The following is a 16,061-nucleotide window of genomic DNA, read 5'->3' as shown; positions in this document are numbered from 1 at the left end:
TAGGTCTACCGTTCGATCGCTTGAGGTCTGCCCGCCGGGGTACTGCTCACTGATCGGCGACGCGATGGAGGTCACGGGTGGACGTGCCGTCCCTGGTGTGGTGGCTGACGGTCCTCGGGATCGTCGGCCTGCTGCTGTTCGACTTCTTCTTCCACGTACGCAAGGCGCACATCCCGACGTTGCGCGAGGCGGCGGTGTGGTCGGCGGCCTATGTGGGCGTCGCGTTGCTGTTCGGCGTCGGGGTGTGGCTGTTCGGCGGCGCCGACATGGGGGCCGAGTACTTCGCCGGGTACGTGACGGAGAAGGCGCTCTCGGTCGACAACCTGTTCGTCTTCCTCGTCATCATGTCAGGCTTCCGGGTGCCGCGGGCCGACCAGCAGAAGGTGCTGCTGTTCGGCATCACGTTCGCGCTGGTGGCGCGCACCGGGTTCATCTTCCTGGGCGCGGCGCTCATCAACACGTTCGCGTGGGCGTTCTACCTGTTCGGCCTCATCCTGCTCATCACCGCGGGCAACCTGCTCAAGCCGGAGAGCCAGGAAAGCCACTCGCCGGACAACCTGATGACCCGGCTGGCCCGCCGGTTCTTCCGCACCTCCGAGCACTACGACGGCGACCGGCTCACCACGGTCGTCGACGGCCACCGCGTGCTGACGCCCATGCTGCTCGTCATGATCGCTATCGCGGGCACGGACCTGCTGTTCGCGCTCGACTCCATCCCGGCGATCTTCGGCCTCACCCAGAACGTCTACCTGGTCTTCACCGCCACCGCGTTCTCGCTGCTGGGGCTGCGTCAGCTCTACTTCCTCATCGACGAGCTGCTGGACCGGCTCATCTACCTGTCCTTCGGCCTGGCGGCGGTGCTGGCGTTCATCGGCGTCAAGCTCGTCCTGCACGCGCTGCACGAGAACAACGTGCCGTTCATCAACGACGGCGAGCCCGTGCCCGTCACCGAGATCAGCACCGGCCTGTCCCTGTCGGTGATCATCGGCGTCCTCATCGTCACGATCGCCGCCTCGCTGCTCAGCACCCGGGGACGCGCCCAGAACATCGCCTCCTGCGCCCGGCGCTGCGCCACCGCCTACCTGGAGGACGACCTCGACCCCGCCGAGCGCGACGCCACCTACCGCAGGCTCGTCATCGAGGAGGAGCGGCTGCGCGGGCTCCCGGAGAAGTTCCGCGCCAAGCTGCGCGAGGACGAGCGGCTCATGTCACTGATCCGCCGCGCCCACGAGCGCCACGCCGCCCACGCCGGCCGCTGACCTCCTCACGACGATCGCTCAGCGAACCACCTGGAGCAGGGCCTGGTCCTTGGCGGCGGCCGGCTCGGCGAGGCGCTGCACCTGGCGGCCCTTGGCGTCCAGGACGACCAGCGTGTTGGCCGTGCGGCCCGCGACGCGCACCGCCAGGCGCCCGTCGGGCAGATGGAACGCGCCGAGCAGGCGGCCCTTGACGCCGATCGGCACCCGGCGGCCGGTCGCCGTGTCGACCAGCGTCGGGGTGAACGACGTCGGCCACACGCCGTCGCCGCCCGGATCGGTGGGCCGGAGGGTGCTGACGACCACGTGACGGCCGCCCGGCGACAGGCTCTGGACGTGGTTGGCCAGTTTGACGCCCTTGACCTTGACCGACCTGCCGGTCCTGGTGTCGAGCCGGTGGACGCCCTCGGTGGTGCCGGCGTAGCCCGCCAGGTAGCGGCCGTCGGGGGACCAGGCGAGGTGGCAGGGGCCGGCCGTCCGGCCGAGGACCCGCGCGCCACGGCCGTCGGCGCCGACCACGCGCACCTGCGAACCGTTGCCGCCGACGTACGCCACCCGCCGGGAGTCGGGCGACCACACCGGTGACAGGCAGGGGATGTCGCCCTGGAGCCCGCGCGCGACCGTGCGGGTCCTGCCGCCGTCGCGCACCTGGAGCCGGCCGCCGGACGTGATCCACGCGACCTTCCGCCCGTCGGGCGAGGCCGCGAACTGCGCGCTCTGCCCCGGCTTCCCCAGCTCGGCGGGACGCCCGCCGTAGCGGGTGACGGTGTAACCACGGTCGTAGGCCGCGTAGACGGCGACACCGGCCAGCGGGGTGGGCGCGGCGGTGGAGACAGCGGCGGTGGAGACAGCGGCGGTGGAGGCCGCGGCGTGGGGGGTCGCGGCCGAGGCCGCCGGGGCGGCGGCCAGCAGGGTGGCGGCGCCCAGCACGGCACATGCCAGAGATCGATGCATGCTCGGATTGTCCCAGCGCGCCGCCCGCCACACCCGGCTTTCAGCCCGGCAACCCGTCGACGAACCTGGTCAGCAGCCTGGCGAACTCCGTGCGCTCCGCCTCGCTCCAGCCCGCCATCGCGCCGGCGAACACCGCCTGGCGTGACCGGCGCGCCTCCTCGACCGCAGCCTGCCCGGCGTCGGTGAGCACAAGGACCGAACGGCGTCCGTCGGCCTGGTCGGCGCGGCGGTGCACCCAGCCGGCCTCGACCGCGGCGGCCACGAGCTTGCTGGCCCGGGGCTGGTCGACGCCGAGCGCCTGAGCCACGGTGCTCACGGTGGCGGGCCCGGCGCCGTCGATCGCGTCGAGGACGTCGAACGCCTGCCCCGTCACCCCGGCGAGCCGGGCCAGCGCCCGCCTCCTCTGCCTGCGCCGGATGGTCACCATGGCCTGCTCAACCCGTTCGACAGCGTCCATGCCACCATGATACATGTCATGAGACAAGTAGATGTCCTAGGACAAGGAGCCTCCCATGATGATCGGATCCCGGCTCAAGCGGCTGGACCAGCTGATCGAGGACACCTTCGAGCGCGCCTTCGCCGAGGCCGGGGTGAACCGCCGCCAATGGCAGGCGCTCAACGTCATCAGCCGCGGCCCCACCAGCGCCGGCGAGCTCCACCAGGCGCTCAGGCCGTTCCGGGCGCCGGGCGACACCACCCCCGGCGTGCTCGCCCGGCTGACCGCCCGAGGCTGGATCGTCCGCGACACCACCGGCACGCACACCCTGACCGCCGAAGGCCGCACCGCGCACGCCGCCATCGGCGAACGCGTCCAGGACATCCGCACCCGGATGACCCGCGACATCACCCCCGAGGAGTACGCCAGGCTCATGGACACACTTGACCGAATGACGCACAACCTGGATCAGGGCACCATGGAGCGATGAACTGGACCGCACCTCAGCCCAACCGATCCGACCCCCCACCCCTCGGCGACGAGCGCGTCCTCCTCGAGGCGTTCCTCGACCACCACCGGCACACCCTGCAGCTCAAATGCGCCGGGCTGACCCCCGAACAGCTCGTCCGGCGCAGCGCCGAACCCTCGTCCATGTCGCTGCTCGGCCTGCTGCGCCACATGGCCGAGGTCGAACGCTCCTGGTTCCGGCGCAGGCTCGGCGGCGAGCAGCTCGACTTCCTCTACTGCGACCTGGACGACAACCCCGACGGCGACTTCGACGACACCGACCCGGCCCACGCCGAGGCCGACTACGCCACGTACCTGCGTGAGGTCGAGCTGGCCCGCGCCGCCGCCGCAGGCCGCGGCCTGGACGAGACCTTCCACCACAAGCACCGTGACCAGGAGATGAGCCTGCGCTGGGTGTTCCTGCACATGATCGAAGAGTACGCGCGGCACAACGGCCACGCGGACATCCTCCGCGAGCGCATCGACGGGGCGACCGGCGAGTGACTACACGCTCCTGATCTGGGCCGTCGCGGTCGCCGTCGCCACCGGCTCGCCATCGGGGCCGACCAGCTCCCCGGCCAGGAAGGCGATGTCGCGGCCCCGCTTGACCACCCGGCCGCGCCCCACCAACCTGCCGGGGCGAGCCGGGCGCAGGAACTGCACGTGAAGCTCCAGGGTCGGCGCGAACTGCCCCGCGGACAACGTCGCGACCAGCGCCGGACCCAGCGTGTCGTCCAGCATGGCCGCCAGGAAGCCGCCCTGGATCACGCCGACCGGGTTGGTGAACTGCTCACGCGCCGCGAACGCCACCTCGATCGTGCCCGCCTCCGGGTCCACCTCGACGAGCTCCCAGCCCAGGACCTCCGCGGCCGGCGGCGGCGGCACGGCGCCGGCCATGACGTCCCAGAACATCCCTCTCTCCATCCCCCCATTGAACAGCCCCCCACCGACAACCCCCCGCCGCCCGGGCACCCCCCTGCGCGAGCCCAGCGGCCCCTACTCGGGGGGCCACGAGGGTCGGACCAGCGGAAGGCGGGGCAGCAGTGCCGCACGTGGCGGGGTCAGCGGAAGGCGGGGGCTCAGGGCCGCACGGGGTTCCCGTTCCGGGGTCAGCGGAAGGCGGGGGCGTTGCGGTGGGCCCAGGCGGCGTAGGTGCCGGGGGTGCGGCCGAGGACCTGGGCGACGTCCGGGCTGACGCGCCGCTCGTCGGCGGTGGGCTCGCCAAGGATGTTCAGCGTGCCCTCGACGATGGGCGCGGGCATGAACGTCAGCATCCGCTCCCGCGCCTGCTCCCGCGTCAGTTCCTGGTACGTGACCCGCTCGCCCAGCGCTTCACCGATGGCCGCCGCCATCTGGCGCGGGGTGATCGGCTCGGGCCCGGTGAGCACGTAGGTCCGGCCGTGGTGCCCGGGTTCGCGCAGGGCGGCGGCGGCGACCGCGGCGATGTCGTCGGGGTCGACGGCCGGCAGCCCCACGTCGCCGAACGGCGCGAACACCGTGCGCCCGTTCCGCACCGACTCGGCCCAGGCCAAGGTGTTGGTGGCGAAGTTGCCCGGCCGCAGGATCGTCCATTCGAGCCCGGATTCGCGTACCTGGTTCTCGTCCTCCAGGGCGCGACGCCCGTGGCCGCCGGAGTCCGGTCGCGTGCCGGCGGACTGCGACGACACCAGGACGATCCGGCGCACCCCGGCGGCCTTGGCGGCGTGGACGGCGTGGCGCACGGTGTCGCCGGTGGCCGCGAGCGCCCCGGTGAGCAGCAGGAACAGCGCGTCGGCCGACTCCAGCGCGGGCCGCAGGCTGTCGGGGTCGGCCAGGTCGGCGGCGACGGCTCGCGCGGGCGACGCCCCGCCGCCGACGGGCTGGGGCAGGTCCGCGGGGGTGATGTGCCGGGAGACGGCGGTGACCTGCTCGCCGGCTTCGACGAGCAGCCGGACCAGCGTGCGCCCGATGTTTCCGGTGGCTCCGGTGACAACGATCATGATAAAACTCTTTTCGAGTGAGTTAGCTGACTGACTTACTGAGAAGAGACCGTAGCACAAGGACCGCCTATAGTGAGTCAGGTGACTGACTCGAAAGTTTCCCGGGCAAGGGCCGCCTCCGCCAAACGGCAACGGCTGATGGCCGCCGCCGCCCGGGTCGTCCACGAGCAGGGGGCCGAGCGCACCACCATCGCGGACATCGCCCGCGCCGCCGACGTCCCGGTGGGCAACGTGTACTACTACTTCAAGACCAAGGACGAGCTGGTCGCCGCCGCACTCTCCGAGCACGCCCGCCGTTTGCAGGAGCTCACCGGCGAGCTGGACCGCCTGCCCGACCCCCGCGCCCGGCTGACGGGGCTCGTCGAGGCGTGGGTGAGCCAGAGCGACGTCGCCGCCCGCTACGGCTGCCCGACCGGCACCCTGGCCGTCGAGCTCGACAAACGTGACGAAGGCGGCCTGGACGCGGAGGCGGGCCGGGTCATCCGGCTGCTGCTCGACTGGGCCGAACGCCAGTTCCGCGAGCTCGGCCTGCCCGACCCCGGCGGGCTCGCCCTCACCCTGGTGGGCGCGTACCAGGGCATGTCACTCCTGGCCAACGCGCTGCGCGACCCCGGCGTGATGACCAGCCAGGGCGCCCGCCTTACCGCCTGGCTGACCGCGCTGCCGGACGGCCAGGAGCTCAGCTCCCTCCCGAACGGCCAAGGGTGAGCCCGCCGCCCAAAAACCGGCGCAACCCGGGGCGAACCACCCCGCCGGACGGCCGGTCGGCGTCCCGGTCGGCGTCCCGGTCGGCGTCCCGGTCGGCGTCCCGGTCGGCGTCCCGGTCGGCGTCCCGGTCGGCAAGGTCTAGACCCAGGGTGGCCCGACAATAGACCCAGGTCGCTAAGGGCATCGCGGCGAAGTTCCTAGGCTGGGTCCCGTGAACGACAGCCCCCAGCACCAGCTCCCCCTCGACCGGTGGGGCAGCATGGTGCGCTATCTCGCGGCGCTGGGTCCCATGCTGTTCTTCGCCGTGGTCTGGGCCTGGGTCGCCGCCCACGACCTCGACAAGCTGCCGCGCGCCGTGTTCGACGTGTCGCTGGGGGTCCTCGGGCTGGTGCTCATGCGCTGGCGGCGGCGGTGGCCCTGGCAGATCGCCGCCGCGACCGCGCTGCTGACCGCCTTCTCGAGCTCGGCGAGCGGCCCCGCCAACGTGGCGTACGTGTCCCTGTGCACCCACCGCCGGTGGCGCGAGATCGTGCCCGTCGCCGCCCTGTCCTGGAGCAGCGCGACGCTCTACGCGTTCGCGGGCGGCGTGAGCCAGCAGAGCATGATCAGCTTCGTCACCAGCACCACGATCCTCGCCGGGCTGACCGTCTTCGGCCTCTACCTGCGCTCGGAGCGTGAGGCCCTGCTGGCGGAGGAGCGGGCGGAGCGGCAGCGCGTCGAGCAGGCCAGGTTCGCCGAGCGCACCAAGATCGCTCAGGAGATGCACGACGCGCTGGCCCACCGCATGTCCCTGCTGGCGATGCTCGCCGGCGGGCTGGCCTACCGGGTCGACCTGGGCCCGGAGCAGACCCGCGAGACCGCGCTGGCCATCCAGGAGAACGCCCACCAGTCGCTCAACGAGCTGCGCACCGTGCTCGGCACCCTCCGCTCCGACGGCGAGCTGGCGGCCCCGCAGCCGACCATCGCCGACCTGGACGCGCTGTTCCACGAGGTGCGGTCCGCCGGTCAGAAGGTGCTCGTCACCGACACGATCGAGCAGCGCGACCGGCTGCCCACCCAGACCGGGCGCAACGCGTACCGGATCGTCCAGGAGGCGCTCACCAACGCCCGCAAGCACGCGCCGGGCAGCAGCGTCAGGGTGGAGCTCGACGGGCGGCCGGGCGACGCGCTGCGCATCGACGTGACCAACGCGACCCCCTACGGGCCGTCGTCCGCGCCGGGCGGCAGACTCGGGCTGGTCGGCGTGGCGGAACGGGCGCGGATGGCAGGCGGCACGATCACCCACGCCCACCAGGACGGGCGATTCGTCCTCTCTGTCCGGCTGCCGTGGGAGGCTTGACGTCGTGACACGCGTGCTGATCGTCGACGACGACCCGATGGTACGCACCGGGCTGCGTCTCATCCTGGGCGGCGAGCCCGACCTGGAGATCGTCGGCGAGGCGGGCGACGGGCGCGAGGCCGTGACCCTGGTGCGCGCCGAACGGCCCGACGTGGTGCTGATGGACATCCGCATGCCCGGCCAGGACGGTTTGGTCACCACCGAGCAGCTGGCGTCGCGGCCGGACGCGCCGCGCATCCTCGTGCTGACCGCCTTCGACGCCGACGACATGGTGCTGCGTGCACTGCGCCTCGGCGCGGCCGGGTTCCTGCTCAAGGACACGCCGCCGGCCAAGATGGTCGAAGCCGTCCGCACGGTCGCGGCCGGCGAGCCGGTGCTGTCGCCCAGCGTCACCTACCAGGTGATCGCCGCGGCCACCGGCGGCCACGCGCCCGGCCGGGACGAGGCACGGCGCGAGCTGGCCAGGCTGACCGACCGGGAGCTGGAGGTCGCGGTCGAGGTGGCCCGGGGCAGCTCCAACGCCGAGATCGGGCAGCGCCTGTCCATGAGCGTCGCGACGGTCAAGGCCAACGTCACCCGCATCTTCGCCAAGCTCGGCACCGACAACCGGGTCCAGGTCGCCATGAAGATCCGCGACGCAGGCCACCTCTGACGCGCCCCTCGGCCCCGGCTCCACTGACGAGCCACCCCACCGGGCCGACCCACCAGGCCGACCCGGAAGGGGGCCATCCCGGAAGGGGGGCCACGCCCACCGGGAGTCGCACCCGCAGGGGTTGCGCCCCGCCGGAGGTAGCGGCCCGCCGGGGGTCGCGCCCAGGAGCACCGACCCGGAAGGGGGGACTCGGAAGGGGCCGCACCCCGCCGGGAGTCACGCCCACCGGAGGTTGCCCCCGCCCGGAGATCGCGCCCGGAAGGACCGACCCGGAAGAGGAGCCCGGAAGGGGTCGCGCCCCGCCGGGGTCACCAGGTGAGGTGGAGGGCTTCGGGGGAGCGGTGGATGAGGGTGGGCGCCATGGTGACCTCGTCACGGGCCAGCCGCAGCCCGGGGAACTCGCGCATCAGGATCTCCAGCGTGATCCGCACCTGCTCCTTGGCGAGCTGGGAGCCGGGGCAGCCGTGCGGGCCGTGCCCGAACGACAGGCTGCGCAGCGGGGCGCGCCCGATGTCGAACACGTCGGGCCGCGTGGCGGGGTCGGCGTCGCGGCCGGCGGAGGCGTACGAGACAAAGAGCACGTCGTCCTTGCGCAGCTCGGTGCCGGCCAGCGTCACGGGCCCGGTGACCGTGCGGCGGAAGCCCTGGACGGGCGCCTCGAACCGGGCCGCCTCCTCGATGGCGACGGGCACGAGCTCGGGCCGCTCGCACAGCAGCTCCCACTGGCGGCGGTCGCGCAGCAGGTGCAGCACGACAGAACCGAGCAGCGCCGTGGTGGTGAGGTGGCCGGCGAGCAGCAGGTTCTGGAGGTTGGAGACGATCTCCTTGCGCTGGTCGAGGGTCAGGTCGCCGGTGCCGGGCGCGAGTTCCCTGACCATCTCGGTGCAGACGTCGTCACGCGGATCGCGCCGCCGGGCCCGCGCGTAGCCGTCGAGGAGCCGCTGCAGGGTCACGATCTCCTTGGCGCACTCGACCTGCCCGGCGTCGTCCAGCTCCGTGAACAGCAGCTCCTCGGCCCGCGCCGCGCCCCGGACGGCGCCCGGTGTGTCGGCCGGGTCGAGGCCGATGACGTGCCCGATGACGGAGGCGGGCAGCGGCTTGGCGTACGCCTCCATCCATTCGACCTGGCCGTCGCCGGCGAAGGAGGCGACCAGTTCCTCGGCCCGCTCGGTCACGTACGGCAGCGCGGCGGCGACGCGGGCGGGGGACAGCCCTCTGGTGAGCGGCCGACGCAGCCGCCGGTGCGCCTCCCCGTCGGCGCCGAGCACGGCCTGCACGCCGCCGACGCCCTTGACCAGCTCCGAGAGCGCGGCCTTGCCGGGCAGGTAGTCGGGGCGCAGTGCGCCCGCCGACGAGAAGAGCTCGGGCTTGCCGAGCACTTCGCGGACGTCCTCGCGCCGGGCGACCAGCCAGGCGTTCAGCTCCGGCACGAACGTGAGCCCGCGGTTGCGGCGGGCCTCGGCGTAGGTCGGGTACGGGTCGCGGTAGAGATCCACTCGCCCATGGTCGCGGCTGCCGCTGACCCGGACAAGTGCTGGTTTCACCCGGGATGTGTCAGATCCAGGACGCCGACGGTCTGGCCTCCGCTCTCCTCACCGGTGAGCTCGAACCCGAGCCTGCGGTAGAAGCCCTCGGGTCCCCCGTCCTCCGGTTCCCAGGTCACGTACATGTGGGTGCTGCCGCGCCGCTTGAGCTCGGCGGCCACCGTGGCGACGGCGAAGCTGCCGACGCCGCGCCCCTGCGCCTCGGGGACGACGTTGAGGCGCCACAGGCCGGACCGGAAGTCGACGCCCTTGCCGTCCCAGTCGATGTCGATGAAGGCCATGAGGAAGCCGACGGGCTGGTCGCCGTCGAGGATGAGGCGCGGCCAGGCGACGTCCGGCTGGACGTACGCCTCGGCCAGCGACTTGGCCACCGGCGAGACGAAGCGCTCCTGGTCGGGGCGGACCTTCACGGTCAGCGCCGTGTCGATGTTGGCGAGGGTGATACGTACGGCTCGAAGATCTTTCGTCATGTGCTGAACGATATGCCTGGTGGTTGGATGGGGAGCATGCGCTATGGCATCGACGTCGCGATCCTCGGTGACCTCGCGGAGCCGTCGCGGCTGGTGGCCCTGGCCCGCGAGGCCGAGGCCGCCGGCTGGGACGCCGTGCTGGTGTGGGACCACCTGGCCTTCGCCTGGGGCATGCCTTCGGCCGACCCGTGGGTGGCGCTCTCGGCCGCGGCCGCGGCGACGTCCCGCGTCAGGCTGGGCACGGCGGTGACGGCCGTCGCCCGGCACCGGCCGGAGGTGCTGGCGCACACGGTGGCGACGTTCGACCGGCTGAGCGGCGGGCGGGCGATCCTGGGCGCCGGGCTGGGCGGGGTCCCCGGCGAGTTCACCGCCTTCGGCGCGCCCCGGCCCGGCGGGGCGGTGCTGGACGAGGCGCTCGACGTGATCTCCGCGCTCTGGTCCGGCGACGAGGTGCGTCACCGGGGCGCCCGCTACACGGTCGACGGCGTACGGCTGGCGCCCCTGCCGGTGCAGCGGCCCCGGGTGCCGGTGTGGATCGGCGGCACGGCGCCGGCCGCCCTGCGCCGGGCGGCCCGCTGGGACGGCTGGGTCGTGGCGGGCGACGACGAGGAGGGCCGCATGACGCTGTCCCCCGTCGAGCTGGCCGCCCAGGTCGCCGAGCTCCGCCGCCACCGCGTGGCGGACGGGCCGTTCGACGTGGCGCTCATCGGCGTCAGCGAGCCGGGCGCCTCGGTGACGCCCTACGCCGACGCGGGCGCGACCTGGTGGCTGGAGCACCTGCACGGCCGCCGCGGCGACTTCGACCAGCTCATGCGGCGCGTCCGCTCGGGTCCGCCGTAGCCGGCTCCTCGGGGCTGTAGCCGAGCCGGCCCCGCGTGGCGGCCAGGACGACGAGGGCCGCCGTGGTGCCCGCGAGGAGGGTGACGCGCGACGCCTGCTCGGGCGAGGCGATCGACGGGAACAGCTCCGCGTAGGCCATCGACATGAAGTTGTTGACGCCCACGTGCAGCAGCATGACCAGCGGCAGGCTCTGGCCGGTGCGGTTGAACACCCAGGTGACGACCACGCTGAACACGCAGCAGAAGGCGAAGAACTCGCCGATCCGCATCCAGGTGACGTCCGGCCAGCCGCCCCACTCGCTCAGGTACAGCGGCAGGTGCCACAGGCCCCAGAGCGGCCCGAGGACGAGGGTGCCGGCCAGTGGCCCGAACCTGCGCTGCATGCGCGCCAGGGCGAAGTCCCGCCAGCCGGGCTCCTCGGCCAGCCCGGTGGTGACCATCTGGAGCAGCAGGCCCGGGACGTACGCCACGAGCAGGGCGACGGGCGGCATGCGGACGGGTTCCTCGGACAGGGCGGCGCCGGTCAGCACGAGCACGGCGGGCACGCCGACGGCGGTGCCGGCGTACCAGACCCAGCTCACCCGCCACTTCGTCATCCGCCCGAGCCAGCGCCGGACGCCTTCCCTGCCGTCGGCGATCCTGGTGACCAGGTACGCGGCGAAGATCGGGCCGAGGTAGGCGCCGGGGAGCACGCCCGTGAACTGCGTGGTGCCGAGCACCGAGGGGAACGTGAAGTCGAGCACTCCCAGCCCGGTCGCCGAGAGCACGTAGGGCGTCCAGGCGATCCAGCTCATCAGGTTGGCCAGGACGAAGAAGCTGACGAGCGGACGGCGGCGGATGAATCCCCGCAATCCGGTCTGCTGGTCGGGACTCTCTTCGACAGCCGGCCGGCTGTTGACTGCCATGTCATTCTCCGTGGAACGCTCGTACGAGGACACGGTTCAGGACATCAGCCGGAACCCCGTCCGGTCTCTCCCGCGTGCACCCCAGCGGAGGTACAGCTAGGGGTATGCGCGGCGGGGCCGGACGGCCGCCAGCACCCCCGCCATGAGCAGCGCGACCACCCCGCCGCAGACCATGACGGTGGAGACGGAGGAGGCGTCGACGACCCGGCCGCCCAGGAACGCGCCGAGGGCGAAGGTCGCCTGGAAGGAGGCGGTGAAGACGACGGTGGCGGCTTCGGGCGCGTGCGGCGCGGCGGCGAGGAACGACGCCTGCGAGCAGACGGGCACGCCCCCGTACGCGAGCCCCCAGACGACGAGCAGCCCCACGGCGGCGACGGCGCCGCCTCCCGCCACGGGCAGGAGCAGGGTGGCGAGCGCGATCAGCCCGCCGCAGGTCACGAACGCGACCCGCCATCGGGCGGCCCGGCCCGCGAGGAAGTTCCCGGCGATCCCCGCGACGCCGTACGCGAGGAGCACGGCGCTGACGGCGGCCGGTCCCAGCCCCGTGACGTCCTCCAGGAAGGGCGTGACGTACGTGTACGTACCGAAATGGGCGAGGACGATGAGGAACGTCGCCACCAGCGCGATCGCGGCAGCCCGGGTGCGCAGCAGGTCCAGCAGGGCGCGCAGGCTGGTGACCTGATCGGCGGGCAGCGGCGGCAGCAGCACGACCAGTCCGCCCAGCACCGCGAGCGCGAGCACGGCCAGCACGACGAAGGCGGTCCGCCACCCGGCGAGGTCCCCGATGAACGTCCCTGCCGGGACGCCGAGCACCGACCCCAGCGGCACGGCGGAGAAGATCACGGCGGTGGCGGCGCCGACGGCGTGCGGCGGCACCAGCCGCCCAGCCAGCCCCGCCCCGATGGACCAGAAGCCGCCGATCGTGACGCCGACGAGCACCCTGGACACCAGCATGATCTCGTACGAGGTCGCCGCCGCGGCCAGCACGTCGGCCACGGCGAGCAGCGCCATGAGCGCGCACAGCATCGCGCGCCGGTCGAGCCGGGCGGTGGTCAGCGTGACGACAGGCGCGGCGACCGCGGCGACGACGCCGGGCAGGGCCATCGTCAGCCCCGCGACGCCGTCGGAGACGCCGAAGTCGGCCCCGATGGCGCTCAGCAGCCCGATCGGCAGGATCTCGCTGGTGACGATGGCGAAGATGCCCAGCATGATCGTGACGACCGCGAGCCGGCTGACCAGTGGGGTGCGGGTGATGGTTGACACGGCGTACAGCCAAACAGGCGAGAACCCCTGCGTACCGGCGCCTTTCGGACGCGACCAGTCGTCAGACGGTCTCCACCCGGCCGGTGCCGAAGGGGTAGAGCTGTCGGATCACCGCGACGAGGTCCGGCGCCGGGCGCACGCCGAGGTCCCGCAGCAGGATCCGGCTGAACTTCTCGTACTGCCGCAGCGCGCTGCTGGGGTCGCCGCGCCGGGCGTGGATCTCCATGAGGATGCGGTTCGCGCTCTCCGACCACGGCTCGGTCTGCACCGCCGCCAGCCCGTACGGCAGGGCCTCGGCGGGCCTGCCCAGGCTGAGCAGCCGGGCGGCGGCGCTCTGCAACGCCTGGGCGGTGAGCGTGCGCAGCCGGTCGCGGCGCTCCACGACCCAGTCGTCGGCCCAGTCGGCCAGCAGCGGCCGGTCCACGTCGGCGGGCGGCCCGGCAGGCTCCCCGACGGACGCGCCGACGCCGTAGATGGTGTCGTTGATCCAGCGGGTCAGCATCTCGACGTCCACCCGCGTGCCCTCCACCAGGCACAGGATGTCGCCGTCGCACTCGACGACGTCACGCGTCCGCCTGGCCATCCTCGACAGGGTGGTCCGGAGGTTGGCCAGCGCCTGCTGCTCGGTCCCGCCGGGCCAGAGCAGCCCGGCCGTCTGCGAGCGCGACATCGGCCCGATGATCGCCAGCGCCGCGATCATCCTCGCCACCCCGTGGGGCAGGTGCAGCGTGCGCCCGTCCCACCGCAGCCGGAACGGCCCCAGGAGTCGCAGCTCCCCCTTTGACGTCGCCACACTCGCATCCTCCCCCTGGAATCACCCCGGATGAGCGTATCCAGGCATATGCGGAACACCTGGCAGAAAGTCATGACCACGTTCACGCGCCGCGCTCGTACCGTCACCCGCACGCGCCCGTCGTGATCGCGTGCGGCGGGCTCCGCCGCGGGTGCCGATCCCGTGCTCCGGCGGAAGCGGTCCAGTCACGCCCATCGGCCGTGAACCCCGCGTTACCGGTCCGGGAGCTCCACCGGCGGCACCGGCGAACACGGCGGCGTTGCGAGCCCGTGCCACGCCGGTGTGCTCGCGCCCGCGCGGCGGTGACGCGCCCGCCACGATCGCATGCGGCCAGGTCGCGCCGGCGTCAGGGTTCGCCGCCGTGGCGGAAACGGCCGCCGGGCTTCACTGAGGGTCACCAACCCACTCCGATTCCAGGAGGAATCATGAGCATCAACCCAGGCATCATCAGCGCACTGAAGCTGCCGCCGCCCCGGCCGAGGCCGCAGGCCGCGATGGCGGCCGAACCGCCGACGCAGAGCGCCGGCGAGAGCGCCTCGGTCGTCGGCAACTCGATGGTGGCGTTCACCGCGAACGTCTCACCGCAGCACAAGGACGACCTGCTGAACTCGTTCGGCCTGGCCCAGCTCGCCGCCACCGCCGGAGGTGCCAACGCGGAGACCGACCCGCTCGGCTACTACCACAAGGTGGTCGAGGTGCTGACCAACATCGGCTACACCGGCCAATCGGTCAACTTCGGCAACTACACCGCGCAGACCGCCACCGTCGAGATCGACAAGGTGGTGCTGGAGATCATGACCTCACTGGTCACCGCGCCCGAGCTGGAGATCGTCAAGGCGGCGCTGGACGCGCTCAAGTCGTCCGCCAACGCCGACGGGGCGCCGTGGCAGCTCTATCACAGCCAGTCCACCAGCGAGAACAACGGCAGCTTCTCGATCGGCCTGGCCACCGAGACCAACAACAACGTGGCCGTCAAGCTGTCCGCCTTCCACTTCACCGGCGACGAGACGGCCACCAAGTTCCTGTGGATGTCGTACTCGTCCACGTCCGTGCACATCCAGCAGGGCCAGACCACGCTCGTCCTGAACGACACCCTTTACGCCACGGTACGGCAGGCCGTGACGGACAAGATGAGCAGTCACGCGAGCAGCTACATCGCCAACCTGCCGTCGCTGGGGAGCTAGTGAACGCCACGACGGCGCTGCTGGTCGACGGCGCGTTCCTGCTGCTGGACGGCGCTCTCACCGCGCAGCAGGGCGACGACGTGGTCAACTCGGTCCTGCTGGCCAGGCACGTGGCAGCGCAGACCGTGGCGTCCGACGCCGGCGGCTACGCCGACGCGCTGCGCCAGGCGCTCGGCAACATCGGCTGGACCAGCACCGACATCGCCACGCACAGCGCCCAGCTCGCCGCCGGGAGCGCGCCCCTGACGTCCATCACCGGGGAGCTGGCCAAGCTCGCGCCCGGCGCGCTCGTCGACGAGCTCGTCACCGCGCTGGAAGGGGCCGGCCCGGCGGCCCACCAGGCGTGGAAGGCTCCGCCCGGCCTGCTGATGATCGCCAGGCTCGACAGCGGCGTCCCGGTGCTCGCGTACGACTACAGCGAGCTCACCCCGGCCGAGCCGGCTTCGGGATACCCGTGGGCCCCGCTCACCGAGGCGGGCACGCTCGCCCAGTTCACCGGATCGGCGGCGATGAACCGGATGGTGTTCACCACCGCGTTCAGCCAGGCGCTGGCCGCCAAGGTCGCGCCGATGAGAAAGGCAGCGGTCATCCCGCTGCGACCAGAAGGGAAAGCCCGATGATTCTGCAACAGAGATCCACGCCCGACCCGGCCCAGGACCTGCCGGCCGGGGACAACACGGTCATCACCGGCCCGATGGGCGACTGCGTCTCCGTGGTCGTCCTCTGGAACCAGGCCCACGGCCAGTATCAGAACGTCCGCGGCTATCACGGGTCCGGCGGATTCCAGGCCATCAACCTGCCGTCCCTGTTCAACGCGGTGCCCAACGCCGCCGGCACCCGCATCATCGCCTTCTTCACGGCGCAGTCGCTGTCGTCGAACGACCGCCAGCGATTCCTGGACTACTGCGCCACGAACTACCCGGCCGCCCAGGCGGTCGTGGCCCAGGGAGGAGGCAACTACCGCGTCGACAGAACCGGCGCCTGGGCGCTCCAGCAATGACCACCGAACCGCGAGGAGAAACACGCATGGGAATCAGGGACTGGATCAAGAAGGCCGAAGAAGTGGCCAAGGAACACCCCGCCGAATCGGCGGAGATCCTCAAGCGGGCCGAGGAGTTCGTCGAGGACGACACCGGCCACAAGTACGACGAGCAGATCACCAAGGGACTGGAGGAGGTCAAACGCACCTTCGACGGAGCTGACGACGACGCATAACCTCTGAACAGGTTCGG

20 protein-coding genes are annotated in these 16,061 nt (G+C 72.3%); 11 read left to right on the top strand and 9 right to left on the bottom strand.

Annotated features, from left to right (window positions below; genetic code table 11):
* Positions 1-77: 77 nt before the first annotated feature.
* Positions 78-1,259, top strand: coding sequence for a TerC family protein (locus tag AB0G11_RS00340; RefSeq protein WP_219504228.1), 1,182 nt, complete (start codon positions 78-80; stop codon positions 1,257-1,259).
* Positions 1,260-1,277: 18 nt separating this feature from the next.
* Here AB0G11_RS00340 and AB0G11_RS00335 read toward each other — a convergent pair whose 3' ends face one another.
* Both AB0G11_RS00335 and AB0G11_RS00330 read right to left on the bottom strand, forming a co-directional pair.
* The gene (locus AB0G11_RS00335) at positions 1,278-2,210 is read right to left on the bottom strand and encodes a hypothetical protein (protein WP_357582963.1); all 933 of its coding nucleotides are present in this window, start codon (positions 2,208-2,210) and stop codon (positions 1,278-1,280) included.
* A 40-nt stretch (positions 2,211-2,250) separates the two neighbouring features.
* The gene (locus tag AB0G11_RS00330; RefSeq protein ID WP_357582961.1) at positions 2,251-2,667 is read right to left on the bottom strand and encodes a MarR family transcriptional regulator; all 417 of its coding nucleotides are present in this window, start codon (positions 2,665-2,667) and stop codon (positions 2,251-2,253) included.
* A gap of 55 nt (positions 2,668-2,722) precedes the next feature.
* On the opposite strand from AB0G11_RS00330, the gene AB0G11_RS00325 reads away from it, so the two are divergent.
* A complete protein-coding gene (locus AB0G11_RS00325) occupies positions 2,723-3,136 on the top strand; it encodes a MarR family transcriptional regulator (protein ID WP_357582959.1) in 414 nt (137 codons plus the stop codon).
* Positions 3,133-3,657, top strand: coding sequence for a DinB family protein (locus tag AB0G11_RS00320; protein ID WP_357582957.1), 525 nt, complete (start codon positions 3,133-3,135; stop codon positions 3,655-3,657). The genes AB0G11_RS00325 and AB0G11_RS00320 overlap by 4 nt, the downstream gene beginning before the upstream one ends.
* Here AB0G11_RS00320 and AB0G11_RS00315 read toward each other — a convergent pair whose 3' ends face one another.
* Both AB0G11_RS00315 and AB0G11_RS00310 read right to left on the bottom strand, forming a co-directional pair.
* A complete protein-coding gene (locus tag AB0G11_RS00315; RefSeq protein WP_357582955.1) occupies positions 3,658-4,065 on the bottom strand; it encodes a PaaI family thioesterase in 408 nt (135 codons plus the stop codon).
* Positions 4,066-4,262: 197 nt separating this feature from the next.
* Complete coding sequence (locus AB0G11_RS00310) at positions 4,263-5,132, bottom strand: SDR family NAD(P)-dependent oxidoreductase (RefSeq protein ID WP_357582953.1); 870 nt, start codon at positions 5,130-5,132, stop codon at positions 4,263-4,265.
* Positions 5,133-5,213: 81 nt separating this feature from the next.
* Between AB0G11_RS00310 and AB0G11_RS00305 the strand changes: the two genes are divergently transcribed.
* The 3 genes from AB0G11_RS00305 (at position 5,214) to AB0G11_RS00295 (ending at position 7,831) form a co-directional block, all read left to right on the top strand.
* Positions 5,214-5,840 carry a TetR/AcrR family transcriptional regulator gene (locus AB0G11_RS00305; protein ID WP_357582951.1) on the top strand — a complete coding sequence of 209 codons (627 nt, stop codon included), beginning with the start codon at positions 5,214-5,216 and terminating at the stop codon, positions 5,838-5,840.
* 211 nt (positions 5,841-6,051) lie between these two features.
* Positions 6,052-7,179: a histidine kinase gene (locus tag AB0G11_RS00300; protein ID WP_357582949.1), complete on the top strand. Its 1,128-nt coding sequence runs from the start codon at positions 6,052-6,054 to the stop codon at positions 7,177-7,179.
* A gap of 4 nt (positions 7,180-7,183) precedes the next feature.
* Positions 7,184-7,831: a response regulator transcription factor gene (locus AB0G11_RS00295; RefSeq protein WP_357582947.1), complete on the top strand. Its 648-nt coding sequence runs from the start codon at positions 7,184-7,186 to the stop codon at positions 7,829-7,831.
* 308 nt (positions 7,832-8,139) lie between these two features.
* Here AB0G11_RS00295 and AB0G11_RS00290 read toward each other — a convergent pair whose 3' ends face one another.
* Both AB0G11_RS00290 and AB0G11_RS00285 read right to left on the bottom strand, forming a co-directional pair.
* Complete coding sequence (locus tag AB0G11_RS00290; RefSeq protein WP_219504252.1) at positions 8,140-9,327, bottom strand: cytochrome P450; 1,188 nt, start codon at positions 9,325-9,327, stop codon at positions 8,140-8,142.
* A gap of 44 nt (positions 9,328-9,371) precedes the next feature.
* Positions 9,372-9,845 carry a GNAT family N-acetyltransferase gene (locus AB0G11_RS00285; RefSeq protein ID WP_357582945.1) on the bottom strand — a complete coding sequence of 158 codons (474 nt, stop codon included), beginning with the start codon at positions 9,843-9,845 and terminating at the stop codon, positions 9,372-9,374.
* A gap of 36 nt (positions 9,846-9,881) precedes the next feature.
* Between AB0G11_RS00285 and AB0G11_RS00280 the strand changes: the two genes are divergently transcribed.
* Positions 9,882-10,685 carry an LLM class flavin-dependent oxidoreductase gene (locus tag AB0G11_RS00280; RefSeq protein WP_357582943.1) on the top strand — a complete coding sequence of 268 codons (804 nt, stop codon included), beginning with the start codon at positions 9,882-9,884 and terminating at the stop codon, positions 10,683-10,685.
* On the opposite strand, the gene AB0G11_RS00275 is transcribed toward AB0G11_RS00280, so the two are convergent.
* The 3 genes from AB0G11_RS00275 to AB0G11_RS00265 all read right to left on the bottom strand — a co-directional run bounded on the left by AB0G11_RS00275 (position 10,654) and on the right by AB0G11_RS00265 (position 13,645).
* Positions 10,654-11,589 carry a type II CAAX endopeptidase family protein gene (locus AB0G11_RS00275; RefSeq protein WP_357582941.1) on the bottom strand — a complete coding sequence of 312 codons (936 nt, stop codon included), beginning with the start codon at positions 11,587-11,589 and terminating at the stop codon, positions 10,654-10,656. The genes AB0G11_RS00280 and AB0G11_RS00275 overlap by 32 nt on opposite strands.
* A 96-nt stretch (positions 11,590-11,685) precedes the next feature.
* Entirely contained in the window at positions 11,686-12,852 is a 1,167-nt protein-coding gene (locus AB0G11_RS00270; RefSeq protein WP_308125719.1) for an MFS transporter, read from the bottom strand.
* A 61-nt stretch (positions 12,853-12,913) separates the two neighbouring features.
* A complete protein-coding gene (locus AB0G11_RS00265) occupies positions 12,914-13,645 on the bottom strand; it encodes a BTAD domain-containing putative transcriptional regulator (protein WP_357582939.1) in 732 nt (243 codons plus the stop codon).
* Between the two features lie 425 nt (positions 13,646-14,070).
* Between AB0G11_RS00265 and AB0G11_RS00260 the strand changes: the two genes are divergently transcribed.
* Genes AB0G11_RS00260 through AB0G11_RS00245 form a run of 4 tightly spaced genes read left to right on the top strand, consistent with a single transcriptional unit; the run spans position 14,071 to position 16,044 of the window.
* Positions 14,071-14,829 (top strand): hypothetical protein, encoded by a 759-nt coding sequence (locus AB0G11_RS00260; RefSeq protein WP_357582937.1) that lies wholly within the window; start codon positions 14,071-14,073, stop codon positions 14,827-14,829.
* Positions 14,829-15,449: a hypothetical protein gene (locus AB0G11_RS00255; RefSeq protein WP_357582935.1), complete on the top strand. Its 621-nt coding sequence runs from the start codon at positions 14,829-14,831 to the stop codon at positions 15,447-15,449. Before AB0G11_RS00260 ends, AB0G11_RS00255 begins: the two co-directional genes overlap by 1 nt.
* Positions 15,446-15,829 carry a hypothetical protein gene (locus AB0G11_RS00250; RefSeq protein ID WP_357582933.1) on the top strand — a complete coding sequence of 128 codons (384 nt, stop codon included), beginning with the start codon at positions 15,446-15,448 and terminating at the stop codon, positions 15,827-15,829. Before AB0G11_RS00255 ends, AB0G11_RS00250 begins: the two co-directional genes overlap by 4 nt.
* Before the next feature lie 26 nt (positions 15,830-15,855).
* A complete protein-coding gene (locus tag AB0G11_RS00245) occupies positions 15,856-16,044 on the top strand; it encodes an antitoxin (RefSeq protein WP_357582931.1) in 189 nt (62 codons plus the stop codon).
* The last annotated feature ends 17 nt before the right edge of the window (positions 16,045-16,061 follow it).

The organism is Nonomuraea sp. NPDC023979 (genome assembly GCF_040639085.1).
Taxonomy (GTDB): Bacteria; Actinomycetota; Actinomycetes; order Streptosporangiales; family Streptosporangiaceae; genus Nonomuraea; species Nonomuraea ceibae.
The sequence above is the reverse complement of the archived record's forward strand: the minus strand, read 5'-3'. Positions and strand labels throughout refer to the sequence as shown.

Excerpts from the sequence above, each read along its gene's own strand:
- AB0G11_RS00325 (WP_357582959.1), top strand. The coding sequence starts at position 2,723 with ATGATGATCGGATCCCGGCTCAAGCGGCTGGACCAGCTGATCGAGGAC.
- AB0G11_RS00275 (WP_357582941.1), bottom strand. The coding sequence starts at position 11,589 with ATGGCAGTCAACAGCCGGCCGGCTGTCGAAGAGAGTCCCGACCAGCAG.
- AB0G11_RS00245 (WP_357582931.1), top strand. The coding sequence starts at position 15,856 with ATGGGAATCAGGGACTGGATCAAGAAGGCCGAAGAAGTGGCCAAGGAA.
- AB0G11_RS00330 (WP_357582961.1), bottom strand. The coding sequence starts at position 2,667 with ATGGACGCTGTCGAACGGGTTGAGCAGGCCATGGTGACCATCCGGCGC.
- AB0G11_RS00315 (WP_357582955.1), bottom strand. The coding sequence starts at position 4,065 with ATGTTCTGGGACGTCATGGCCGGCGCCGTGCCGCCGCCGCCGGCCGCG.
- AB0G11_RS00260 (WP_357582937.1), top strand. The coding sequence starts at position 14,071 with ATGAGCATCAACCCAGGCATCATCAGCGCACTGAAGCTGCCGCCGCCC.
- AB0G11_RS00285 (WP_357582945.1), bottom strand. The coding sequence starts at position 9,845 with ATGACGAAAGATCTTCGAGCCGTACGTATCACCCTCGCCAACATCGAC.
- AB0G11_RS00335 (WP_357582963.1), bottom strand. The coding sequence starts at position 2,210 with ATGCATCGATCTCTGGCATGTGCCGTGCTGGGCGCCGCCACCCTGCTG.
- AB0G11_RS00250 (WP_357582933.1), top strand. The coding sequence starts at position 15,446 with ATGATTCTGCAACAGAGATCCACGCCCGACCCGGCCCAGGACCTGCCG.
- AB0G11_RS00280 (WP_357582943.1), top strand. The coding sequence starts at position 9,882 with ATGCGCTATGGCATCGACGTCGCGATCCTCGGTGACCTCGCGGAGCCG.
- AB0G11_RS00310 (WP_357582953.1), bottom strand. The coding sequence starts at position 5,132 with ATGATCGTTGTCACCGGAGCCACCGGAAACATCGGGCGCACGCTGGTC.
- AB0G11_RS00320 (WP_357582957.1), top strand. The coding sequence starts at position 3,133 with ATGAACTGGACCGCACCTCAGCCCAACCGATCCGACCCCCCACCCCTC.